Raw genomic sequence first — 23,902 nt, 5'->3', positions numbered from 1 at the left:
GGTTCCTTCGGTCAGGCTTCGACGGTCGCAGTCGCGGAGGCGGGTGCCTGGACGGCGGGGACCGAGGCGGTGGACGGGACCTCGGCGAGGGTGATCGGTCCGTGCGCACGGTGCCGCCGGGCCGACCACACCCAACCCACGAGCAGGACGGCGCCGATGAACAGCAGGGCGCTGTACTGCAGCCACCACGAGTTCCCGGTCAGGTCGTAGATCTCCGGGCGCGGCCAGATGAGGTTGACCGCCATGCCGATCTGGAAGGCGACGGCGAGGGCGTTGAGCGGGATGCCCCACCGGCCGAGTGTGAACAGCGGCTTGCCGTCCTCGTCCACGCCGGCGGGGAAGCCGGACCGTCGGAGCCGGATGCGTTGGACCAGCAGGGGGCCGGTGACGCCGAGGTAGGCCAGGTAGAGCATCGCGATGCACAGGCTGGACAGGGCGGTGAAGATCGCGGACTGACCGATGTTCACGGCGAGTGCGAGGCCGGCACCGACACCGACGACGATCGACGCGGCGATCGGTGTCCCGGTCCGGGGTGAGACCCGAGCGAGCGTGCGGTGGAAGGGCAGGGCCTTCTCGCGGGCCATCGAGTAGACCATGCGCGCACCGGCGGTCTGCACGGCGAGGGTGCAGGCGAACACGGCGACCGCGACGGTGCAGAGCAGCAGCCGGCCGAAGACGTCGCCGAGCGTCGAGGTGATCACCCAGGCGAGTCCCTGCGTCGCCAGCTTGCCGTCGGTCAGGCTCGGGGCGGCGACCAGGGCGCCGATGATGAGCAGCCCGCCGCCGAGGCCGGAGACGGTGAGCGCGCGGACGATCGTCTTCGGGGTGGTCCGGCGCGGGTTGTGCGTCTCCTCGGCGAGCTCACCGGCGGAGTCGAAGCCGACCATCACGTAGGCAGCCATCAGGGACGATGCCAGGAACGCCCAGACGTACGGTTCGGTGCTCGTCGAGCCGGCGGTCGTGAACACCACCGCAGGGCTGCGGTGCGGCAGCAGGAAGAGCGCGCCGATGAGCACGACGACGCCGATGATCTCGATCAGCACGCCGAAGCTCGTGACCCGCGCCATCAGCCGGACGCTCGTGATGTTCACCAGGGTCGTCACGACGAGCATCACGATGCCGAGCACCACCGCGTTCGCAGCACCGGTCGACGAGGCGAGGGAGGGGTCGGCTCCGGGGCCGCCGACGACCTGGAACCCGTTCCAGATCGCAGGGAGCACGGCCTGCACCGCGATGGCTGCGACGGCCACGGTGAGGATCTGCCCGATGATCATCGTCCACCCGGTGAACCACCCGAAGCGCGCGCCCGCCAGACGACTGGACCACTGGAAGATCGCGCCCGAGATCGGCCACCGGGCGGCGAGCTGCGCGAAGTTCAGCGCGACGAGCAGCTGGCCGCCGAAGACGAGTGGCCAGGCCCAGAAGAACGCGGCACCGCCGAGTCCGAATCCGAGGCCGAACAGCTGGAAGACGGTGGTCAGGATCGAGACGAACGAGAACCCGGCCGCGAACGACGAGAACGAGCCGACCCCGCGGTGGAGTTCCTGCTCGTAGCCGAGTCGGGCGGAGCCTTGGGTGTCGACGGGGTCGACGCTGGACGTGGCGCGCGGTGCGTGGAGCGGTGACTCTGGAGAGCGCATGGCTGCAGACCTTTCGCGGAGTACCTGTCGGGCGACAGGTAGTGCGACCAGTGTCGTGCGGACCCGTGTCGCCGTCGTTGCCCGGCTGTTTCGGGCACGTGACGGAAGGGGCTCGCGTGTAAACGTTCGGAGTCGAGCGAGGAGCTCGGCGACACGTGTGGACAAGAGGGATCCAAACCGATGTAGATTGGATCCGTCAAGTCCGCCACCGCGAAAGGCACGTCGTGATCCAGACCGTCCTCGGCCCCGTCGAGTCGTCCGGGATCGGTGCGGTGTCGATGCACGAGCACCTGCTGACCGACGCGAGCGCCCTGCAGCGGCCCGGTGTCGAAGCGCTGGAACCGAGCCTCGCGGTCACCGCGGACCTGGCTGCCGCCCTGCGGTGGAGCCAGCTCGCACTCGCGGACAACCTGCGCCTCGACGACGTCGACCTGCTCGCCGACGAACTCCGCACCGCGCGGAACAGCGGCCTCGGGCTCGCCGTCGACCTGAGCTCCCTCGGCTTCGGCCCCGACCACGCCCGGCTGCCCGAGCTGTCACGGGCGAGCGGCGTCGGGATCGTCGCCGGCTACGGGGCCTACCTGCCACGACTGCTGCCCGAGTGGTACCTCGACCTGGACACCGACGGGCGACAGGGGCTCTTCGAACGGGCGCTGACGGACTCGGTACCCGGCACCACGTACCGCGCCGGGCTGCTCGGCCTGATGGGGACGACGACGGCGTTCGCGACCGCCGACGGACTCGAGGAACGCCGCAGTCTCACGGCGGCTGCACGAGCGGCGGCGACCACCGGCGCGGCCGTCGTCGTCCGGCTGGCCGCCGACGCCCGGAACGGCCTCGAGGTGCTCGCGCACGTCGTGGCCGAGGGGGTCGACCCGAGCCGGGTCGTGTTCTCGACCGTCGACGAGTTCCTCGACCTGCCCTACCTGCGCGACCTCGGCCAGGCAGGAGCCGTGCTCGAACTCTGCTTCGGCAACGAGGGCTCGCACGTCGGTCGCATCCGCAACGCCAGCGATCCGCAACGGCTCGACGCCTTCCTGGCCCTGCGCGAGAGCGCCCCCGACACCCGCTGGGTCTTCGGCCACGCCACCTGGACGAAGGGCCAGCTCCGTCGGTACGGCGGACACGGCCTCGACCACCTGACCGCCCGGGTCGTCCCCGGCCTCCGCGCACTCGGCGTACCCGACGAGGTCCTCACCCGGATCACGGTCGACGAGCCCGCTCGACTGCTCGACCGCCCCTGACCGAGCACCCCGACCCACCGCACCCACGTCCCACGAAGGAACCGTCATGAGAGACACGCTCGCACCCCTGGCCCCGCTCGAGCCGTTCCTCGTCGACGGCACCTGGACCGCACCCGACGGCGCCGAACTCCTCGACGTGCTCGACCCCGCCACCGAGGTGCTGCTCACCCGGGTGCCGCAGGCCGGTCCGGCCGACGTCGACGCCGCCGTGGCCGCCGCGCGCCGGGCACACGAGGACCGCCGGTGGAGCGGGATGAGCCCGCACGACCGCAGCCGCATCCTGAACCGGGTCGCGGACCTGATCGAGGAGCGGCTCGAGGAACTCGCCGTGCTCGAGACCCGCGACAACGGCAAGCCGATCGAGCGCTCCCGCGCCGACACCGCGACCTCGGCCCGGGTGTTCCGCTACTACGCCGGCGCTCCCTCGCGCCTGACCGGCACGGTGGTCCCCGTCGACGGCGGAGCGCACCACGTGTACACGACCCTCGAACCGGTCGGCGTCGCGGCGCTCATCCTGCCCTGGAACTTCCCGATCATGACCGGCGCGTTCAAGCTCGCACCGGCGCTCGCCGCGGGCTGCACGGTGGTCGTCAAGCCGGCCGAGCAGACCCCGCTCACGATGCTCCGGGTCGCCGCGATCTGCGAGGAAGCCGGTGTGCCCGCCGGGGTCGTCAACGTCCTGACCGGCGACGGCCGGGTCGGTGCCGCGCTCACCGCGCACCCCGGTGTCGACAAGGTCTCGTTCACCGGCAGCACCGAGGTCGGCCGCAAGGTGATGACCGCCGCGAGTGCGGACTTCAAGCGCCTGACCCTCGAGCTCGGCGGCAAGAGCCCGAACATCGTGTTCGAGGACGCCGACCTCGACGCCGTCGTGCTCACCGCGATGCGTGCGTCGTTCGGGCACTCCGGCCAGATGTGCACCGCGGGCAGCCGCCTGCTCGTGCAGCGGTCGGTCCTCGACGAGGTCACCGAGCGCCTGGTCGCCGCCGTCCGGAAGGTCCCCGTCGGCGACGGGCTCGACGGCGGGATCACCGTCGGACCGCTCGTGTCCGAGGAGCAGCGGCAGCAGGTGCTCGGGTACATCGAGCAGGGCAAGGCCGAGGGGGCGACGGTCGCGGTCGGCGGCGGCGTGCCCGAGCGCCCGGGCTACTACGTCGAGCCGACGCTCTTCACCGGCGTCTCGAACACGATGACCATCGCGCGCGAGGAGATCTTCGGGCCCGTCGTCGGTGTCATCCCGTTCGACGACGAGGACGAGGCGATCGCCATCGCGAACGACCAGACGTACGGCCTGGCCGCCGGGGTGTGGACCCGTGACCTGTCCCGCGCCCACCGGATGGGCCAACGGCTGCACGCCGGCACCGTGTGGGTGAACACCTACAACCTGTTCGACCCGGCACTGTCCTTCGGCGGGGTCGGCGAGTCCGGCCTCGGCCGCGACCTCGGCGAAGAGGCCCTGCGCGCGTTCTGCGAGTCGAAGAGCGTCGTCATCGCGCTCTGAGGTCGCGACCGGTGCCGCCGCCGTCGTGCCTGCCGAGTGCGGGCACCGCGGCGAGCTGCAAGGCGGCGAGGACGACGAGCGCCCACCCGGAACCGACCGCCGACACCAGGACCCCGCCCACGAGTGAGCCGACGGCGTAGCCCGCGCTGGTGACGGCCGAGAAGACGCCGACGCCGGTGGCCCGGGTGCGGTCGTCGAGCGTCCGGGTGCTCAGGATCGTGAGCGTCGGGAACAGCGGCGAGTACCCGGCACCGACCAGGACGGCACCGGCGGCCGCGGTCGGGAAGTCGTGTGCGACCGCGAGGACGACCAGCCCTGCGGCGAGGACGACCAGAGCTCCCCGTGCGGTGCGGACGGGCCCGATCCGGTCCGGCAGTCCGCCGAGGAGCAGTCGCACCCCGACGACGCTCGCTGCGAAGACCGTGAAGACGTTCGCGGCCCCGGTCAGTCCCTGCGCGCCGACGCCCTGCCCGACCAGGTGCTGGATGAGGAACGCGATCATGAAGCCCTCGGCCGCCCAGGCCACGAGTCCCGCCGCACCCGGTCGTACGACGGCCCGCAGCACCGCCGCGAGACCCGCACCGGCCGGTCGTGCCGGGCTGCGGTGCACCGGAGCCGACCCGCCCCGCGTGAGCAGTGCCACTCCGAGCCCGGCGAGCTGGATGCCGATCGCGACGACCCACACGGTGCGGTGTCCGGCCGACTGGTACAGGTTCTCGCCGACCACGGGCCCCAGGGCGAGACCGATCCAGACGGCGAGCCCGAACAGGCCGAGTGCGCGGCTCCGCTGGGTCACCGGGACCTCGGCGACGACCCAGGCAGTCAGGGCGGTGGCGGTGGCCGCGTTGCCGGCGCCGAAGACGAGCCGGCTGACCGCAAGGCTCGGGACGCTCAGCGCGACGAGCACGATGCCGAGTCCGGCCGCCGCCAGCAACCCGGCACCGAGGATGACACGTCGTGGACCGAGCCGGTCGCTCAGGATGCCGGCGAGTGGCATCGCGCCGATCGCCACGAACCCCGCGAGCGACACGAGCAGCCCACCGACGGCGGGGTCGGCGCCGAGCTGGTCCGTCGCCACCCGCGGCACCACCGGGGTGCTCGCACCGTTGACGACGTAGCCGGCGGTCGACGCCGCGACGAGGAGCCAGAACGCGGTCCCCCGCGTGCCGGTCTCGGCGAGCGGTCTCACTCCCCGGCTCGGCGGGGGCGGCACTCCAGGCTGAGCCAGAGCTCGAAGCAGGCGCTCCGCGACAGGGCGGTCGCACCGATCGACGCGCGGCCCATCCGGCCGACGTCCGGTCCGAAGACGTCGAACAGCAGGTCGCTGGCCGCGTTCGACACCTGGTTGAGCTGCTCGAACCCGGGCGGGCAGAGGACGAAGCACAGCCCGCGGGACAGCGCAGTGACCTCGTCGAGTGAGCCGAGGGCGTAGCGGATCATGCCGAGGGCGTTGACCGCGGTGTAGCGGGCCGCTTCACGAGCCTGCTCGAGGGTGATGTCGACCCCGACCGACCCCGGGTGCAGCATCGTGCCGTCCCGCGACTCCGGGGTCATGCCGCTCAGCTCCAGCAGGTCGCCGGTGCGGTGGAACGCGCGGAGCGAGCTGCCGTACCGGCCACCGTAGGGCGGGTTCGCGTAGTCCGGGATGACGAGTCCGAGTTCCTGCGCGCGGGCTTCAGCGGAGTGTTCCATGGGACAACAGTATCCGGCGGTGGCGGTAATGGATACAACCTGTTTATGATGGGATCCATTCAGCGTCCGGGGGTGGCGCGCACGAGGGAGGACCCGCGACATGACGATCGGTCTCGAGGACGGCACGATGGCCGCCCAGGCAGTGACGGCGATCGACGTGGCCGCCGAGCGGTCTCGCACCGCCGGCACCGCAGGGCGCCACTACTTCAACGCGGCCGGCGCGGGCCTGGTCAGCGACGGCGTCCTGGAGGCAGTGGTCACCCACCTGCGCCGGGAACAGCGGGTGGGTGGGTACGAAGCCGCCAACCAGGTCGCCGACGAGGTCGCCGGCGTCTACACCGCGGCCGCCACCCTGCTCGGGTCGGCGCCGGACGAGATCGCCCTGTTCGACAGCGCCACGAGCGGCCTGCGCGGTGTCTTCGACGCGCTGCGGCTCGGCGCCGGGGACACGGTCGTCGCACCCCGATCCAGCTACGTCAGCCAGGCGCTCCGGTTGTTGGCCATGCAGCGGCACGACGACGTGCGGCTCGAGGTCGTGCCGAGCGACGCCACCGGTGCCATGGACCTCGAGGCCCTGGACCGCGCCGTCGCCGGAGCGAGCGGCCGTGTCGTCGTGAGCGCGGTGCACGTGCCGACCTCGTCCGGCCTCGTCGAACCGATCGCGGAGATCAGCGCCGTCGCCCGTCGCCACGGCGCCCTGACCGTCGTCGATGCCACGCAGTCCGTCGGCCAGATCGACATCGACGTGCGCGCCGTCGACTGCGACGCCCTCGTCACCACCGGCCGGAAGTTCCTGCGCGGGCCGCGCGGCACCGGGATCGCCTACCTGCGCCGCGGGATGCTCGAGGGCGTCGGTGCGTGGGCGCCGGATGTCCGCGGAGCCGTCTGGACCGGCGAGGATGAGTGGACGATGGACGGCACCGCGCGACAGCTCGAGACGTGGGAGTGCTCCGTCGCCGCACGGCTCGGCCTCGGAGTGGCGCTGCGCGAAGCGCTCGACCGCGGGCCGGCGGCGACCGAGGCGCACCTGGTCGGCCTCGGCGCCCACCTGCGCACCGCGCTCGACGCCGTGGACGGCGTCACCGTGGCGGACCCGTCCGCGTCAGCGTCCGCGATCGTCACCTTCACGGTCGACGGCGTCGCCGGCAAGGAGGTCTCGGCCCGGCTCCGGCAGCGCCGCATCGACTCGATCTCCGTCCCCGCGAGCCACGCGCAGTGGGACCTGGGCGCCCGTGGCCTGCCGAGCGTCGTCCGCGTCTCGCCGCACGTGTACAACGACGAGGAGGACGTCCGGGTCCTGCTCGAGGGTGTCGCGGACGTCGTCGCCGAGGTCCGCGCGTGACGGCCGTGCACGACGTCGTCGTCCTCGGACTCGGCATCCACGGATCCGCCGCCACGTACGAGCTCGCGCGCCGCGGCCTCGACGTCGTCGCGGTGGAGCGCTTCGCGCCGGGACACGAGCGCGGCTCGTCGCACGGCGCCACCCGGATGATCCGCCGCGCGTACCCACACCCGGTGTGGAACGACCTCGTCGACCGTGCGTACCGCGGGTGGGACCGCTGGGGGGCCGCAGCCGGCGCGCCCTTCCTGCACCGGACCGGTGGACTGTACGCGCACCGGGGCGAGCCGACGATGCAGGGTGGGGCGAGCCTCCCGGTCGACCGCGCAGCCTGGCCGACGCTCGCGCCCTCGCTGCGTCCGCCCGAGTCGTACGGCGCGGTCCACGACCCCGACGCCGGTGTGCTCGAGGCCGCGCGGGCGCTCGCGTTCGCGCAGTCCGCCGCCGCGGCGGCCGGCGCCGACCTGCGGTACGGCGAGACCGTGCTCGACTGGCAGGTCGACGACGGCGTCGTCACCGTCCTGACCGACGCCGGCAGTGTCCGCGCGCGACGGCTCGTGCTCGCCGGCGGCGCCTGGGCGTCGCACCTGGTACCCGAGGCCGCCGCGTTCTTCGAGGTCTGGCGCATCGTCACGCTCACCGCGCCGACGGGGCAGACCGTGGCGCAGCCGCCCGCGCTCGGGTGCTTCTCGATCGACCTGCCGGAGGGGCTCGTCTTCGGGCTCCCGGAGACCGCCGGATCCGGCGCGAAGATCGGCATCGACGCCGGACCCGTGTGGGACCCGGACGTGCCCGTCGCACCGCCGACCGAGGCCGAGGTCGCGCACCTGGCCGAGCTCCTCGAAGGGTTCGTCCCCGGCATCGTCACCGCCGGTGCCCAGGCAGTCGCGTGCCTCTACACGATGACCCCGGACAAGCGGTTCGTCGTCGGCGCCCTGCCCGAGCAGCCCGAGGTGCTCCTCGCCGCGGCCTGCTCCGGCCACGGCTTCAAGTTCGGGCCGGCGATCGGTGCGGCCGTCGCCGACCTGGTGCAGGGCATCGACCGACCCGACCTCGCGTTCCTCAGCCCCGCACGGATGGTGACCACCGCATGACCGCCCCAGCAGCACCCTCCACCCGACGCATCGCCGTCGCCGCACCGCACCCGGCCGCCCTCGACGCTGCGTCCGAGGCGGTCGCGGCCGGCGGGGACGCCATCGACGCCGCGCTCGCGGCGGCCACGGCACTGACCGTCGTCTACCCGCACCAGTGCAGCATCGGCGGGGACCTCGTCGCCCTCGTCCGTCGGCGAGGACAGCCCGTCGTCGCCGTGGTCTCCGCCGGTGCCGCACCGGCCGGCATCGACGTCGCGGCGCTCGCGCAGCACGACCGGATGCCCCGGCAGGGCGCCCAGACCGTGACGGTCCCCGGCGTCGTCGCGGGATGGCAGGCGATCGACGCACTCGGCGGCCGGCTCGGGCTCGCCGACCCGTTGACCCGCGCAGCACGATTCGCGGCCGACGGGGTCCCCGTCTCCGCCGGACTCGGCCGTGCGATCGCGGTCCGGACCGACGAGCTCCACGCCGACCCCGGGATGCGCGAGGTCTTCACCGACGACGCCGGGGCGCTCCTGGCCGAAGGCGACCCGCTCGTGCAGCCGGCACTCGCCGCGACCCTGACCGAACTCGCTGCCGACCCGGGCGCGATGTACCGGGGACGGATCGCCGCCTCGATCACCGCTCGGCTGCGGGCGCTCGGGGGCACCCACACTGAAGCCGACTTCGCCGCGCACGACGCCGAGATCGTCGAGCCCCGCGGCACGACGATCGGCGGTGCCCGATGGTGGGTCGCGCCGCCACCCACGCAGGGCGTCGTGCTGCTCGGGATCCTGCCGGAAGCACTCGCCGGCGGCAGTGAGCACGGCACCGCGACCGCCGCGACCGCCGACCTCGTCGACGCCGTGCACCGTGCCGCACTCGTCCGTCAGGCGGAACTCGGCGACCCCCGCGGCGGCTCCATCGACGTCGCGGCCATGCTCGACCCACGCGACTCCGGTCGGGTCGGAGCACTGCCCCGCGCCGGCCGGGCCCTCGGCGACACGGTCGCGGTGACCGCTGCGGACAGCGACGGCACCGTCGTCACGCTCATCCAGAGCGTCTACCAGCTCTTCGGCTCCGGCATCCTCGACCCGGGGACGGGCGTGGTCCTGCACAACCGCGGCTCCGCCTTCAGCACCGACCCCGCACACCCCGCCCACGTCGGACCGGGCCTGCGACCGCCGCACACCCTGTTGCCGGTGATCGCCGAGACCGACGACCTGGTGCTCGGCCTCGGCTGCCAGGGCGGCAGCGCCCAGCCGTGGATCCTCGCCCAGCTCGCCCGTGACCTGGTCGCCGCGGGCAGCGACCCCGACGAGGTCCTCGGCCGACCGCGGTTCGTGATCGGTGCGCGCGACCTCGGGCACGAGGTGATGACGCTCGTCGCCGAACCCGGCTCCGAGGACGCGATCGCCGCCGCCGACGCCCTCGGCCTGCCGGTCGCCCGCACCGACGGCCCCGTCGACGAGGCCGGGCACGTGCAGACCGTCCGGCTGCACGCCGACGGACACCTCGACGCCGCGAGCGACCCCCGCGCGGACGGCCGCGCCGTCGTCCTCGACGCCCACTGACCGCACGATCCACCCGAGAAGGAAGCCCATGAGCAGCACCCACGTCCTCGATCCGCTGACCTCCGTCGAGATCGCCTCCTTCGTCACCGCCGTCCGTGCCTCCGGGCGCATCGGGGCCCGGCCGCGCTTCTGGGGGATCGCGCTCGACGAGGAGAAGGCCAGGGGCACGACCGCCGGTGGCGCCCGTCCGGTGCGGACCGTCGTGATGGACCCGGACGCCCACGCCGCGTGGGAGGTGCGCGGGTGGACCGCCGGCCCGGACTCGCCCGCGATCGTCGAGTCGTGGACCGACGTGGACCACCGTCGCCCCGGCGTCTCGAGTGACGAAGCACGGCTCATCGCGCAGGCCGCACGGAAGTCGCCGCTCATCATCGAGGCGCTCGCGAAGCGCGGGATCACCGACACGTCGCTCGTCTGGGTCGACCCGGAGTCGATCACCGGCTTCGTGCCCGAGGACCTCGCCGACCGCCGCCTGAGCTGGGGCACGGTCTGGTACCGCGAGTTCCCCGAGGACAACGGCTACGCACGACCCGTCGCCGGGCTCGTCCCGATCCTCGACCTCGACACCCTCGAGGTCATCCGGATCGAGGACCACGGCGTCATCCCGATGGCGAGCGAGACCGGCGTCTACACCTCCGGCACCTGGGGTCCCGACCGCGAGGTCTCCGCGCTCGACATCGTCCAGCCGAACGGTCCCGGCTTCACGATCGACGGGCACGAGGTCCGCTGGCAGAACTGGACGTTCCGCGTCGGCTTCTCACACCGCGAGGGGCTCGTGCTGCACGACCTGTCCTACCGCGACGGCGACGTCGAGCGCCCGGTGCTGCACCGTGCGGCCGTCAACGAGATGTACGTGCCGTACCTGGACAGCGACCCGACCGCGTACCGGAAGAACTTCTTCGACTGGGGCGAGTACGGCGCCGGCCCGCTGACCGCGAGCCTCGAGCTCGGTTGCGACTGCCTGGGGGAGATCCGCTACTTCGACGTCGACTTCCTGGACGGCCACGGCGAAGCGCAGACGATCGTCAACGGCATCTGCCTGCACGAGGAGGACGACTCGATCCTCTGGAAGCACGTCAACACCCGCACCGGCAGCGCCGAGGTCCGTCGCAGCCGCCGACTCGTGATCTCGAGCTTCGCGACCGTGGCGAACTACGACTACGGCTTCTACTGGTCGCTGTACCAGGACGGCTCCGTCGAGCTCGAGGTGAAGCTCACCGGCCTGATGTCGGTGTCCGGCATCGCCGACGGCGAGACCCCGCGGTACGGCCGGATGGTCGCACCGAACGTGCAGGCCCCGACGCACCAGCACTACTTCGCCGTCCGGCTCGACACCGCCGTCGACGGGCCGTTGAACCGGCTGGTCGAGGTGCACGCCGAGCCCGAGCCCGACGAGGCCCTGAACCCCTACGGCAACGCCTGCATCGCGGTCGAGACGCCGATCGGTTCCGAGGCCGACGGCGCCCGGATGACCGACCCGGCCCGCGCGCTGCACTGGCGCATCGAGAGCGAGTCCGCGCAGAACCGCTACGGCGAGAGCACGGCCTACCGCCTGGCGGTCCAGAACACCGCGCAGCTGCACGTCCGCCCCGGCAGCATCGTCGAGCGGAAGGCGCCGTTCGTCGCGAAGCACCTCTGGGCGAGCGCCTTCGACCCCGAGGAGCGCTTCATCGCCGGCGAGTACCCGAACCAGGGCGAGCTCGGTGACGACGGGGTGCACGTCTGGCAGCAGGCGGACCGGTCCCTCGAGAACGAGCGCCTCGTGCTGTGGCCCGTCCTCGGCGTGCACCACTTCCCGCGGCCGGAGCAGTGGCCGATCATGCCCGTCGACACGATCGGCTTCCGGCTCGAACCGGACGGCTTCTTCGACCGGAACCCCTCGCTCGACGTCCCGCCGTCGGCGACCGACCACTGCGCGCCGGGTTCCGGCCACGACCACGACCACGCGGCGCACGACCACCACGCCGACGCCGCGCACGACGGGCACGTGCACGCCGAGCAGCAGCACGACCACGAGGGCGGCCGCTGATGCCCGCGCCCGAGCACACCGCGGAGCACCTCGCCGACTGGTCCGCCGTCCGCCTGGCCGACGCCGTCGCGAACCGCGAGGTGTCGGCGGTGGAGGTGATGCGCGCCCACCTGGACCGGATCGAGGAACGCAACCCGCGCCTCCAGGCCGTCGTCTCCCAGCAGCCCGACTCGGTCTCGTTGGCCGCGGCAGAAGCGGCGGACCGCCGCACCGCCGCGGCACGCGCCGCGGGCGAACCGCTCCCGCTCCTGCACGGCCTGCCCACCGCGGTGAAGGACCTGATGGACGTCGCCGGACTGCCGACCACGAACGGGTCGGCGGCGTTCGCCGACGCGCGCCCCGCCGAGCAGGACAGCGTCCTCGCGACGCTGCTCCGCGACGCAGGCGCGATCATCATCGGCAAGACGAACACGCCGGAGATGGGCCAGGGCGTGCTGACCTTCAACCCGGTGTTCGGCACGACCGTGAACCCCTGGGACACCTCGCGGCACGCGGGTGGGTCCAGCGGTGGTGCCGCATCGGCGCTCGCCGGGCGGATGCTGCCGATCGCAGACGGCTCCGACAGCGGCGGGAGCCTGCGCTACCCGGCCGCGTTCTGCAACGTCGTCGGCGTCCGGCCGAGCCCGGGCCGGGTGCCGAGCGGCCGGACCGGCAACGCCTGGACGCCGCACGGCGTCACCGGCCCGATGGCGCGCGACTCCGCCGATGCGGCACGCTTCATGGAAGCCCTGGCCGTCGAGAAGACCGTCTGGCCGATGTCCGCCATGACGCAGCACCCGGTCCGTCCGGTGGAGCTCGACGGCCTGCGCGTCGCGTGGAGCGAGGACGCCGGCGGCCTGCCGATCGACCCGGCCGTGCGTGCCGTGCACCGGGCGTTCGCCGAGCAGCTCGCCGGGCTCGGAGCGGTCGTCGAGGCGGACGAGCCCGACTTCGCGGGTGCCGACGAAGCGTGGGAGACCATCGAGACGTTCGAGTTCTTCCTGGGTGGGCGGCACGCCGTCGACGCCGGTGCCACCGGGTTCCGCCCGGACTACGTCCGCAACGTCGAGCAGGGGCGCGCCACCACGGCGGCGCAGCTCGCCGATGCGTACGAGCGTCGGACCCGGATGTACCGCGACACGGCTGCGGTGCTCGACCGGCACGACGTGCTCGTGCTGCCGGCGACGCCGGTGGTCGCGCCGCCGGCCGAGGTCGAGTGGGTCGACGAGGTCGACGGCCACCGCTTCGACCGCTACTTCACGTGGCAGATGCTCGCGAACCGGCTGACGTTGACGGCGCACCCGGTCGTGGTGACCGCGGCCGGGTTCACGCCCGAGGGGCTGCCGGTCGGCGTGCAGGTCGTCGGGCGGTACGGCCGCGAGGCCCAGCTGCTCGCGGTGACGCGCGCGATCGAGGAGGCCACCGGCTGGATCCGGCGGGCGCCGGTCCTGTAGGCGGCCGGCGCGGCCCGGTCGGGAGGCGCGGGTCGGCCCCGCCCCGTCAGTGCGGGACCGCGCGGTCCGGTCTCTCGCGCCGCTTTCGCTGGTCGCGCCGGGTCAGCCGGTGAAGACGGTGGACGAGCGGCGCTCGTACCAGTGCGCCAGGTGCTCGCCGGCGCGCAGGACGTGGTCGCGCATGAGCTCGGCGGCGCGCTCGCGGTCGCCGGCGACGAGCGCCTCGATGAGCTCCTCGTGCTCGCGGAAGTTCTCCTCGCGGTGCCGGGAGTTCTCGCGGAGCACCAGGGCCGAGACGTTCCGGGGGAAGGCGTCGTTGATCTCGACGAGCATCCGGGTCAGCCGGGTGTTGCCGGAGGCCTGGTAGATGAGCCCGTGGAACTGGTCGTTGTCGCTGCCCTCGCGCTGCTTCGGCTGCTCGCCCTCGGCCGCCGCCAGGGAGCGTTCGTACATCGCCTGGTTCACCGAGCGGAGCTGCGCGATGGTGGCGTCGTCGAGCCGGTCCACGGCGCGACGGGCTGCGAGCGACTCGAGCTCGGCGCGGACCTCGTACGCCTCGCGGACCTCCCACGGCACCGGCACCCGGACCACCGCGCCACGGTTCGGCACGACCTCGATGAGGCCGCCGGTCTGCAGCTGCCGGAGCGCTTCGCGGACCGGGGTGCGGCTGATGCCGAACTGCGCGGCGAGGTCGGCCTGGCGGAGCGGTGCGCCGATGGGGATCTCGCCGGACATGATCTTCGCGCGGATCCGGGCGGCGAGGTCGTCGACGAGTGCATTGCCGTCGCTGGTGGTCACGTCGTGGTCTCCCTCGGTACGTCGTCACAGCGAGCCCCCGCTGCGGATCCAATCCTGCCAGGTGTTGGATCCCGTTGCCGTATCCGACTCGCTCGTGATTGGATCCAATCATGTCCGTGCTGCTCGTCGTCATGCTCGTCGCAGCCGTCGGTGCGCTCGGGCTCGGCATCGCTGGCGGGCGACGGGTCGGGCCGGTCGCCCTCGTCGCCGAGGCGGTGATGCTCGTCGCGATGCTCGACGTCCACGTGCCGGCGCTCCACATGGTGCCGGCGCCGTTCTGGGCGCTCCTGCTCGGTGGATGCGCGATGGGCACGGCTGCGGTGGACCGGTGGCGTCGCCGGAGTCGGCCCGGTGGCGACCACCTGCACGCGCTCGGGATGCTGCTCGGCGCGGTGTTCGTGCTGCTCGCAGGTGGCCATGCCGGTGCTGGTGCCGGCGCGGGGCACTCCCACGGTGCGGTGCTGCTGCCGGTCGGGGTGGCGGTCGCGGTGCACGCCGGTGTGGTGCTGTGGAACGTCGTCGGCGGCCGGGTGCCGCGGGTCGAGTCCGTGCGCCGGGCGGCGTCACTGGTGAGCGTGCTGGCCATGGGCGCGATGGTCGTCGTGCACTGACCCAGCGCGGCGGGGGTGTGTCGCGCCTCCAGGTTGGGTGTCTCGCACCCCAGTGCTACCAAATTGGATCCAATTCTGGCAGTATCGGATCACATGTGCGGGAGTTCCGCCCCACGAGCCGCCGACGAGGAGACGCCCACGATGATCATCGACGCCTACAACACCACGCAGGACCGCCGCGGCCGCAGTGACTACCTGAGCGGCGTGCGCCCGGGCGAGGAGCCGCCGGCGTACACGCCGTTCGACGCGAACCGGATCCTCGACCGCATGGACGCCGCGGGGGTCGACCGCGCCATGGTCTGCTCGCTCGCGCAGGGGATCGAGAACGACTTCCTGATGGACCTGGTCGCCGCGCACCCGGACCGGCTGTTCGGCTTCGGCCAGGTCATGCCGCAGTGGGAGAACGCCACCGACGAGATCCGTCGCTTCGCCGAGGGCGGGCTGGTCGGCCTGAAGCTGCACCCCAGCCTGCACGGCTACCACGTCGCGGACCACGGCCTGCTCGACCCGCTGTTCGAGGTCTGCGCCGAGCTCGGCCTGCCCGTGCTGATCAACGCACTCGACGACGCGTTCTGTGCACCGTTCTCCATCGAGGAGATCGCGAAGAACTTCCCGACGGTGCCGACGATCATCGCCCACATGGGCGCGGTGTGGAACGTGCCCGAGGCGATCATCGTCGCCGAGCGGAACCCGCACGTCTACCTCGAGACCTCGGCCACCCTGATGTCCGACGTCAAGCGGGCGTACGCGCGCCTCGGCGCGGAGAAGATCCTGCTCGGGTCGGAGTGGCCGGGCAGCGACTTCGACCTCGAGCGCATGAAGATCGCGAAGGCGATCCCGGACGAGGCCGACCGGGCCCTGGTCGAGGGTGGCAACATGGCGCGGATCCTGGGCTGGTCGTGAGCAGCGGCTCGCCCGCGTCTGACCGACCGGTGCTCGCCGGCCCGCCGTCCGGGATGGGCGCCGCGGACCAGGAGCTGCTCCGGATCGCGACCGACGTGCTCGACCGGCGGTACCGCACGGGGGTGCACGAGGTCGCCGCAGCACTCCGGCTCGCCGACGGCAGTGTGGTCACCGGGCTGCACGTCGAGGCATCGGCCGGTCGCGCGTCGGTCTGCGCCGAGTCCGCTGCGCTGAGTGCGGCCGTCGTCGCCGGGTCGCCGGTGGTGTCGGTCGTGGGTGTGCTCCGCAGGCCGGGCGGGACGATGCACCTGATCGAGCCGTGCGGGGTCTGCGCGGAGCTGCTCGGTGACCACGCGCCCGACGCCCGGGTGTGGGTCGCGGTCGGGAACGGGTTCGGGCCGGTCGGGGTCGCCGAGCTGCTGCCCTTCCGGCGGCGGCGGAGCGCGCGGGCGGCGGCTGGAGCGGTGACGGCGCCCGCGGGGACACCGCCCGGTTCGGCGACACCGCCCGGTTCGGCGACACCGCCCGGTTCGGCGACACCTGAGGTTTAACACCGCGGAAACACCCCGGACCCCTGCGGTGCCGGATCCCGTCAGAGGATGACGGCGACGGCGCGCACCGGTCCCCACCCGCTGCACGATCCGTCCCGGAAGGAACCACCAGCATGCTCGCCGTCTCCGGCAACCCCGTCCTGATCGTCGTCGACATCCAGGGCGGAGCTGCCTCGACGATGCCCACGCCCGGCATCCCCGTGATGGGCGGCCGTGCCGAGCGCGCACCGCGCGTCCGTGACCTCATCGAGCACTGCCGCTCCTCGGGTGTGCCCGTCGTCTTCATCCAGGAGGTCCACAAGCCGGACCTCGTCGACATCGGCCGTGAGCTCGACGGCGCCGAGGGCCCGCACTGCATCGAGGGCGAGGAGCAGACCGAGCTGGCCTCGTGGATCAACCCTCGGCCCGAGGAGTTCGTCATCCGCAAGCGGCGCTACTCGGCGTTCTTCGGCACCGAGCTCGAGATCGTGCTCAAGGCGTACAAAGCCGGCACCGTCCTGCTCGTCGGCGGACTCACCGACGTCTGCATCCACTACACGGCGGCCGACGCCCACCAGCACGACTACGCCGTCCGGGTCCTCACCGACTGCGTCGCCGGGTCGAGCGAACGCGCGCACGACGCGGCACTGGAGGCGATCGGGTACCTCCAGCGGGACGCCCTCGTGACCGCTGCGGACGTGCGCACCTGGCTCGACGAGCGGGAGCCCGTCGGTGTGTGAGGCGGCCGGCCGGTCCGCGCGGCTCGTCGTCGGACACGTCCGGACGATGGACCCCGGGGTGCCGACCGCCGAGGCCCTGCTCGTCGTCGGCGACCGGATCGCGGCGGTCGGGACGCTCGACGACGTGCGGGCGGCGGCTCCGGAGGGCACGGCCGAGGACCACGTCGAGGGCACCGTCCTGCCGGGGTTCACCGACGCCCACGCGCACGCGCAGCGCGCCGGACTCAAAGCGCTGCAGCTCGTGGACGGCGACGCCGACGCAGCGACGTTCTCGGCCGCGATGCTCGCCGACGGCGACGCGGACCCGGATGCCCCGGACTGGATCGGGGACGCACCGCCGACGCTCGGGGACCGGCTCGCCGCGATCCGCCGCGTCCAGCCGCTGCTGCACGCGATGGGGTTCACCGGTGTCGTCGACCCGGCCGTCACGCTGCCCGAGCTCGAGGGGTACCGGGAGGCGCACCGGCAGGGACTCCTGACCCTGCGCGTGGTCGCGATGCCCTACCCCGAGCTCGGCAGTGCAGCGGTTCCCGACGTCGATGCGGCCCTGGCGGTGCTCGACTCGATCGACGGCGTGACCGGTGACGGCGACGACCGCCTCCGGCTCGGCCCGGTCAAGGTCTACTACGACGGCGAGGGCATGAAGGGGCAGGCGCTGCTCGAACGGCCCTGGACCGGCGACGACCACGGCGTGCAGCGGATCGCGGCGAGCGACTTCGCCCGGCTCGCCGCGTCGTGCGTGGCCGCGGGGTGGGGGCTCGGTGTCCACGCGGTGGGCAGCCGAGCGGTCGCCGAGGTGCTCGACGGGCTCGAGGCAGCGGAACGGGACACGGGGCGATCGGTCGCCGGACTCCGCTGCCAGCTCATCCACGCGTACCTCGAGCCGAGCGTCGCGAGCGCTGACCGTGCGGCACGCCTCGGTGTCGTGGCGTCGCTGCAGCCCTCGATCGCCTGGAAGAACGCCGCCGGGCTGCAGCGCCGGCTCGGCAGCCGTGTCGACGAGGTCAACCCGATGCGGACCTGGGCCGACGCCGGTGCCACGGTCGCCATGGGCTCGGACGCGCCGTACTTCCCCTTCGACCCGCGTGAGGTGGTCCCCGTCGCCGCGGCCCGTCGGATGCGCGGCCTCGACGAGCCGATCGGCCCGGTGCAGGCACTCTCGGTGCTCGAGGCGGTCGAGGCCTACACGCGCGGTGCCGCACACGCGTCCTTCGCCGAGGACCGTCGCGGCGTGCTGCGCGCCGGCGCCCTGGCGGACTGGGTGCTGCTCGACGTGGACCCGGCCGCGTGCACGGTCGACGAGTTCACCGCGGCGCGGGTCCTGCGCACCGACGTCGGCGGCGTGACAGTCTTCGACGCCGCGGCTCGTCTCGGGCAGATGTAATCCACTCGAAACACTGTTGGATGCGGATTGTTCTAAATTGGATCCAAGTTGGACCCGCCCCTGGGACTGACTCCCTGGCATCACCCCGAATCCCACTGGAGGACAGCACCATGGTGAGGAAGCGCATCCTCGTCGGCGTCGCGTTGGCGACCGCCGTCGGACTCTCCCTGAGCGCGTGCACCGCGTCCGGCTCCGCTGACGGCGGCGACAGCTCGTCGAGCACCGACACGATCAACGCAGAGCTCTGGTACGCCCCGGCGACCTTCGACCCCGCGAAGGCCTCGGCCAGCTCGGACGTCGAGGTCGCACGACTCGGCTTCGACACCCTGCTCCGGCAGGGCGAGGGCGACGACGGCGGCTACATCGGCGGACTCGCGACGAAGTGGGACGCCGAGTCGGCGTCGAAGTACGAGTTCACGATCCGCGACGGCGCCACGTGCTCCGACGGCACCGAGATCACGCCGACGGTCGTCGAGAAGTCATTCGAGTACCTGGTCGGCCTCGACGACTCGGGTGCGCAGACCTGGAAGAACCAGGCCTTCGGCTCGGGCGACCCGAAGTTCACCGCCGACGACGCCGCCGGCACGCTGACGATCTCGCTCAGCGAGCCGTACTCGCAGCTGCTCGGCGGCCTGACCCGCCCCGGTACCGGGATCATCTGCCCGGCCGGTCTCGCCGACACGAAGGGCCTCGCGGCCGGCACCGTCGACGGCGCCTGGTCCGGCCCGTACACGCTCGCGAAGTCCTCGGCCGGCAAGAGCGTCTCCTACGCGCTGCGGTCCGACTACGACGCCTGGCCGGCGTGGAAGACCGTCACCGGTGAGCCGGCCAAGACGATCAACCTGACCGTGCAGGGCGATTCGAACACGAGCGCCAACCTGCTGCAGTCCGGCGGTGTCGACGTCGCACGCTTCTACGACTCGAACGCCGAGCGCTTCAGCGGCGACGACTACTCCACCGTGCAGTTCGCCAGCTCGGCCTACAACCTCGTGTTCAACGAGGCAGAGGGCTCCGGCTCGGTGTTCGCCGACGACCAGCCGCTCCGTGCCGCGGTCGCCCAGGCGATCGACACGAAGGGGTTCAACAACGCCGGTCTCGACGGACTCGGGGTCGAGCAGAACACGGTGAACGCGGCGAGCTACCGCTGCGCGGTGGACGACTCGTCGCTCGTGCAGTCCTACGACGCGAAGGCCGCGACGAAGGAGCTCACGGGCAAGACGATCCGCCTGCTCATCATGTCGAACTGGGACCCCGCCGCCGACTTCCTGGCGGAGTCGCTGCGGAACGCCGGTGCGACCGTGAAGGTCTCGGCACCGGACCCTGCCGACTGGACCAAGCAGATGCGCACCGAGCCCAAGACCTGGGACGTCGCCGTGGCGGCCGAGGACGCGCAGACCGGGCTGATCAACACCTCGATCGCGCGCTACGTCGGACCGACCTACGCCGAGGGCGGCACGAACGTGTCCTCGAGCGACAACCCCGAGGGACTCGCGGCCTACCAGGCGGCGATGGCCACGTCGGACGCCGACCAGCAGTGCGAGGACTTCGCCACCGCGCAGAAGTCGATCCTCGAGCGCGTCGACATGACCCCGCTCATCACGGACACGCACCGGTACGTCGCCCGCAAGGGCTTCGAGACCCACGTGTTCTCGGGCTACTGGGACGTCTCCGCCATGCGGATCGTCTCCTGATCGCCTGACCGAACGAGCACCACGCACCACGCAACGCGCACCACCGCACCACCGCACCACCCCAGCCCGGACCGGAGCACCAGGAGGACCCGCGATGAGCACCACCACCGTCGACCATCTCCCCGTGCCCGGTCCGGGCACCCCCGGGTCTCCGGGAACCCCGACCGCCGCCGCACCCCGGGCCGCGAGCCTCGGTGGCGCATGGCGCCGCTTCCTGCTCCGCCGTGCCGTCGGACTCGTCATCAACCTGGCGCTGCTCGTCCTCGTGACGTTCCTCATCGTGCAGCTCATCCCCGGCGACCCGGCAACGGCCATCGCCGGCGACACCGCGACGCTCGCCCAGGTCGAGCTCGTCCGGCACCAACTCGGTCTCGACCAGCCGATCCCCGTCCAGCTGTGGCACTACGTCGCCGGCGTCGTGCAGGGCGACTTCGGTGACTCGTACAAGTACCGCGCACCGGCGATGGACATCGTCATGACGGCCGTGCCGTACACGCTGACGATCACGATCGCCGCGGTCCTGCTGCTGCTCGTCCTCGGACTCGCACTCGGCATGACCGTCGGTGTCCTCACCCGCGGCGACCGGCACCGCTGGCTCGACGTCTCGTTCTCGGCGGTCACCGGCCTGATCTCGTCGATCCCCACGTACGTGCTCGCCACCGGGTTCGTCGTCGTCTTCGCGGTCCTGCTGCACGTGCTGCCGCCCGCGTACTCGCCGGCCTACGACTTCGGCGCGGCGGCGGTCCTGCCGATCGCCTCGCTCACCGTGGGCGGCACGTGCTCGGTGGCCCGCATCGTCCGCCGTGAGACCGCCGTCATCCTCGAGCAGGACTACATGCGCACCGCCCGCGGGTGGCGGCTGCCGGCGCTGTCGATCTACGCCAAGCACATGCTGCCGAACCTGCTCACCACCGCACTGACGCTGTCCGGGATCATCCTGACGGCCCTGCTCGGCTCGGCACTCATCACCGAGGCGGTCTTCGCGTGGCCGGGCCTGGGCGGCGTCATCGTGCAGGCGATCGCGGTGGACAAGGACTACCCCGTGATCCGCGCCGCGGTCTTCGTGATCGGGCTCATCTCGCTCGTGATCACGCTCGTCATCGACATCATCCTGGGTCTCATCGACCCGCGCACCCTCGGGGAGAAGCGTGGCTGACACCATCACCGCCGTCCAGGCGGCCTCGACCGACCCGGCATCGCGTCCCCGCACCTTCGCGTGGAACGGCGGGCTGATCGTCGGCTTGGCGATGTTCGGGCTGATCCTGATCGTGGCGGTCGTCGCACCGTTCGTGTTCGGCGCCCAGGCCACGGGCATCGGCGGTACCTCTGGGCTGGGGTCCACCGCCGAACACCCGCTCGGTACCGACACCCTCGGCCGCGACATGCTCGCGCGCACCCTGGTCGCCACCCGGGCCACGGTCCTGATGGCGCTCGCCGCCACGGCCCTGTCCGCGATCGTGGGCATCGCGCTCGGCATCGGCGTCTGGCTCGCCCCCCGCCGGGTGCGCGAGCTCGGGCTGCGCGGGATCGAGTTCGCGGTCAGCTACCCGACGATGCTCGTCGCGATCATCGTCGCAGCGATCCTCGGGCAGGGCATGGTGCAGGTCGTCGTGGCCATCGCCGTCGCGAACATCGCCGGCTTCGCCCGTCTGACCGCCAACCTGGCGGCGAAGATCTCCACCAGCGAGTACGTCACGACGGCACGCCTGATGGGGGTCCCGGCGCACCGCGTCGCGATGCGGCACGTCCTGCCGAACATGGCCGAGCCGACGCTGATCCTGATCGCCGGCGCCTTCTCCGGATCGCTCGTCGAGATCTCCGGACTGTCCTTCATCGGCCTCGGCGCGCAGACCCCCGCGTTCGACTGGGGCACCCTGCTCAACGACGGACTCGACCGGATCGTCGTGAACCCCGTCGTCATCGTCGGCCCCGCGGTCGCGCTGACCTTCGCCTCCCTCGCCGCCCTGCTCGTCGGGGACGGACTGGCCGCTGCCGCGAACCCGCGGTCGAACACCACGCGGTCCCGCACCACCCGCGCGACCGGCCCGTCGACGCTCGCGGTCGAGGACGACGCCGTGCTCGTCGCGGACGGCATCTCGGTGCAGCACGCCGCCAGTGGACGCGCCCTGGTCAAGGACGTCTCGTTCACCATCCGGCGGGGCGAGGTGCTCGGGATCGTCGGCGAGTCCGGTTCGGGCAAGTCGTTGACGGCCTCGCTCGTCGCCAAGCTGCTGGGCGAGGGGCTCGAGGGCTCCGCGCGGCGGCTCGAACTCGGCGGCGTCGACCTGCTCGGTCGTGTGCCGGACCGCGTGCTCGCCTCCCGCATCGGCCTGGTCTACCAGGACCCGGGCACCGCGCTGAACCCGGCCATGGTGCTCGGCATCCAGTTGTCCGACGTGCTGCGGATGCGGCTGCGACACAGCCGACGTGACGCGATCCGACTCCTGACGCAGGGCTTCCGCGCCGTGATGCTGACCGATCCCGAGGGTCGACTGCGCCAGTACCCGCACCAGCTCTCCGGCGGCATGAAGCAGCGCGCGATGATCGCGTCGGCGATGAGCACGAAGCCCGACCTGCTCATCGCAGACGAACCGACCACCGCCCTCGACGTCACCGTCCAGCGCGAGGTGCTGACGGTGCTGAAGCGGATGAACGAGGACTCCGGCACCGCCGTGCTGTTCATCTCCCACGACCTCGGGGTCGTCCGAGCACTGTGCGACCGGGTCCTGGTGATGCGGAACGGCGAGATCGTCGAGCGCATCGACGACGTCGCCGGGCTCTCCCCGGACACCGTCGACCACCCGTACACGAAGCAGCTCCTGGCGGCCACTCCGGTCGTGACCGTGCCCACGGAGTCCACGCGCACCGAACAGGCGGAGGCACACGCATGACCGACACCACGACGACGCGCGAACGCCACGCAACCGACACCGGCACGGCCCCCATGATCGACGTCCGCGCCCTCGACGTCGCGTTCGGCTCGACGACCGTCCTGCACGGCGTCGACCTCCGCCTCGAGCGAGGTCGCACCGTCGGCGTCGTCGGCGAGTCCGGCTCGGGCAAGTCCACCCTCGCCAAGGTCCTGGTCGGCACCGTGAAGCCCGCCTCGGGCAGCGCCGCGGTGGACGGCGTCGACCTGACCGCGGCCGACCGGTCGACCCTGCGCGGGTACCGTCGCCGGATCCAGATGATCCCGCAGGACCCGTACTCGTCGCTCTCGCCGCGACGGACCGTCGCGCAGACCCTGGCCGAGGCGATCGACCCCGTCCGCCCCCGGGTCGCCACCCACGAGGACCGCATCGGCGGCTGGCTCGAGCGGGTCGGGCTGTCACGGGACATGATGCACCGCTACCCGCACGAGTTCTCCGGCGGGCAACGGCAGCGCATCGCCATCGCCCGCGGCCTCGTCATCGACCCGCACCTGGTCATCGCCGACGAGATCACCTCGGCGCTCGACGTCTCGGTGCAGGCGCAGATCCTGGAGCTGCTCGCCGACATCAAGGAGTCCCTCGGCCTGACGATGATGTTCATCTCGCACAACCTGGCGGTCGTGCAGCGTGTGAGCGACGAAGTCGTCGTGCTGTACCAGGGTGAGGTCGTCGAGGCCGGTCCGGTCGAGCAGATCTACGCCGATCCGCAGCACTGGTACACGCGTCGTCTCCTCGACGCGGACCCCGGTTCCGCCCGTTTCAGCCTGGCCGGCTGACCGACCCGGAAGGC

The 23,902-nt window shown here is 72.3% G+C and carries 20 protein-coding genes; 16 read left to right on the top strand and 4 right to left on the bottom strand.

Annotated elements, in window-relative coordinates:
- Window positions 1-11: 11 nt before the first annotated feature.
- On the bottom strand, window positions 12-1,640 hold the full coding sequence (locus tag OGL88_RS09375) for an APC family permease (RefSeq protein WP_131844901.1): 1,629 nt from the start codon (window positions 1,638-1,640) through the stop codon (window positions 12-14).
- 224 nt (window positions 1,641-1,864) lie between these two features.
- On the opposite strand from OGL88_RS09375, the gene OGL88_RS09370 reads away from it, so the two are divergent.
- Both OGL88_RS09370 and OGL88_RS09365 read left to right on the top strand, forming a co-directional pair.
- Window positions 1,865-2,884 (top strand): phosphotriesterase, encoded by a 1,020-nt coding sequence (locus OGL88_RS09370; protein WP_131844900.1) that lies wholly within the window; start codon window positions 1,865-1,867, stop codon window positions 2,882-2,884.
- 46 nt (window positions 2,885-2,930) lie between these two features.
- On the top strand, window positions 2,931-4,385 hold the full coding sequence (locus tag OGL88_RS09365) for an aldehyde dehydrogenase family protein (protein WP_111086482.1): 1,455 nt from the start codon (window positions 2,931-2,933) through the stop codon (window positions 4,383-4,385).
- On the opposite strand, the gene OGL88_RS09360 is transcribed toward OGL88_RS09365, so the two are convergent.
- Together OGL88_RS09360 and OGL88_RS09355 are read right to left on the bottom strand one after the other, a co-directional pair.
- Complete coding sequence (locus OGL88_RS09360; protein ID WP_263054847.1) at window positions 4,372-5,574, bottom strand: MFS transporter; 1,203 nt, start codon at window positions 5,572-5,574, stop codon at window positions 4,372-4,374. The two genes, OGL88_RS09365 and OGL88_RS09360, sit on opposite strands and share 14 nt — an antisense overlap.
- Complete coding sequence (locus OGL88_RS09355; protein WP_131844897.1) at window positions 5,571-6,077, bottom strand: RidA family protein; 507 nt, start codon at window positions 6,075-6,077, stop codon at window positions 5,571-5,573. Before OGL88_RS09355 ends, OGL88_RS09360 begins: the two co-directional genes overlap by 4 nt.
- A 100-nt stretch (window positions 6,078-6,177) precedes the next feature.
- Between OGL88_RS09355 and OGL88_RS09350 the strand changes: the two genes are divergently transcribed.
- The 5 genes from OGL88_RS09350 to OGL88_RS09330 are packed head-to-tail and all read left to right on the top strand — an operon-like array spanning window position 6,178 to window position 13,525.
- On the top strand, window positions 6,178-7,419 hold the full coding sequence (locus OGL88_RS09350) for an aminotransferase class V-fold PLP-dependent enzyme (protein WP_263054848.1): 1,242 nt from the start codon (window positions 6,178-6,180) through the stop codon (window positions 7,417-7,419).
- Window positions 7,416-8,510, top strand: coding sequence for an FAD-dependent oxidoreductase (locus tag OGL88_RS09345; RefSeq protein ID WP_263054849.1), 1,095 nt, complete (start codon window positions 7,416-7,418; stop codon window positions 8,508-8,510). Before OGL88_RS09350 ends, OGL88_RS09345 begins: the two co-directional genes overlap by 4 nt.
- Window positions 8,507-10,063, top strand: a complete 1,557-nt coding sequence (locus tag OGL88_RS09340) for a gamma-glutamyltransferase (RefSeq protein WP_263054850.1) — start codon at window positions 8,507-8,509, stop codon at window positions 10,061-10,063. The genes OGL88_RS09345 and OGL88_RS09340 overlap by 4 nt, the downstream gene beginning before the upstream one ends.
- Before the next feature lie 28 nt (window positions 10,064-10,091).
- Window positions 10,092-12,092 (top strand): primary-amine oxidase, encoded by a 2,001-nt coding sequence (locus OGL88_RS09335; RefSeq protein WP_263054851.1) that lies wholly within the window; start codon window positions 10,092-10,094, stop codon window positions 12,090-12,092.
- On the top strand, window positions 12,092-13,525 hold the full coding sequence (locus OGL88_RS09330; protein WP_263054852.1) for an amidase: 1,434 nt from the start codon (window positions 12,092-12,094) through the stop codon (window positions 13,523-13,525). The genes OGL88_RS09335 and OGL88_RS09330 overlap by 1 nt, the downstream gene beginning before the upstream one ends.
- 102 nt (window positions 13,526-13,627) lie before the next feature.
- On the opposite strand, the gene OGL88_RS09325 is transcribed toward OGL88_RS09330, so the two are convergent.
- Complete coding sequence (locus OGL88_RS09325; RefSeq protein WP_263054853.1) at window positions 13,628-14,323, bottom strand: GntR family transcriptional regulator; 696 nt, start codon at window positions 14,321-14,323, stop codon at window positions 13,628-13,630.
- Between the two features lie 110 nt (window positions 14,324-14,433).
- On the opposite strand from OGL88_RS09325, the gene OGL88_RS09320 reads away from it, so the two are divergent.
- From OGL88_RS09320 to OGL88_RS09280, 9 genes are all read left to right on the top strand, one after another.
- Complete coding sequence (locus OGL88_RS09320) at window positions 14,434-14,934, top strand: hypothetical protein (RefSeq protein WP_263054854.1); 501 nt, start codon at window positions 14,434-14,436, stop codon at window positions 14,932-14,934.
- A gap of 141 nt (window positions 14,935-15,075) precedes the next feature.
- A complete protein-coding gene (locus OGL88_RS09315) occupies window positions 15,076-15,837 on the top strand; it encodes an amidohydrolase family protein (RefSeq protein WP_111086473.1) in 762 nt (253 codons plus the stop codon).
- Window positions 15,834-16,388: a hypothetical protein gene (locus tag OGL88_RS09310; RefSeq protein ID WP_263054855.1), complete on the top strand. Its 555-nt coding sequence runs from the start codon at window positions 15,834-15,836 to the stop codon at window positions 16,386-16,388. The genes OGL88_RS09315 and OGL88_RS09310 overlap by 4 nt, the downstream gene beginning before the upstream one ends.
- 113 nt (window positions 16,389-16,501) lie before the next feature.
- Complete coding sequence (locus OGL88_RS09305) at window positions 16,502-17,107, top strand: cysteine hydrolase family protein (protein ID WP_263054856.1); 606 nt, start codon at window positions 16,502-16,504, stop codon at window positions 17,105-17,107.
- On the top strand, window positions 17,100-18,491 hold the full coding sequence (locus OGL88_RS09300; RefSeq protein ID WP_263091211.1) for an amidohydrolase: 1,392 nt from the start codon (window positions 17,100-17,102) through the stop codon (window positions 18,489-18,491). The genes OGL88_RS09305 and OGL88_RS09300 overlap by 8 nt, the downstream gene beginning before the upstream one ends.
- 110 nt (window positions 18,492-18,601) lie before the next feature.
- Complete coding sequence (locus OGL88_RS09295) at window positions 18,602-20,182, top strand: ABC transporter substrate-binding protein (RefSeq protein WP_165918706.1); 1,581 nt, start codon at window positions 18,602-18,604, stop codon at window positions 20,180-20,182.
- Window positions 20,183-20,276: 94 nt separating this feature from the next.
- On the top strand, window positions 20,277-21,338 hold the full coding sequence (locus OGL88_RS09290; protein WP_111086468.1) for an ABC transporter permease: 1,062 nt from the start codon (window positions 20,277-20,279) through the stop codon (window positions 21,336-21,338).
- Window positions 21,331-23,073 (top strand): dipeptide/oligopeptide/nickel ABC transporter permease/ATP-binding protein, encoded by a 1,743-nt coding sequence (locus OGL88_RS09285; RefSeq protein WP_235035917.1) that lies wholly within the window; start codon window positions 21,331-21,333, stop codon window positions 23,071-23,073. Before OGL88_RS09290 ends, OGL88_RS09285 begins: the two co-directional genes overlap by 8 nt.
- Window positions 23,070-23,888: an ABC transporter ATP-binding protein gene (locus OGL88_RS09280; protein WP_263054858.1), complete on the top strand. Its 819-nt coding sequence runs from the start codon at window positions 23,070-23,072 to the stop codon at window positions 23,886-23,888. Before OGL88_RS09285 ends, OGL88_RS09280 begins: the two co-directional genes overlap by 4 nt.
- Window positions 23,889-23,902 lie beyond the last annotated feature (14 nt).

Origin of the sequence: Curtobacterium sp. RIT-PI-V (assembly GCF_025642935.1) — a bacterium.
Lineage (GTDB): Bacteria > Actinomycetota > Actinomycetes > Actinomycetales > Microbacteriaceae > Curtobacterium.
The sequence above is the reverse complement of the archived record's forward strand: the minus strand, read 5'-3'. Positions and strand labels throughout refer to the sequence as shown.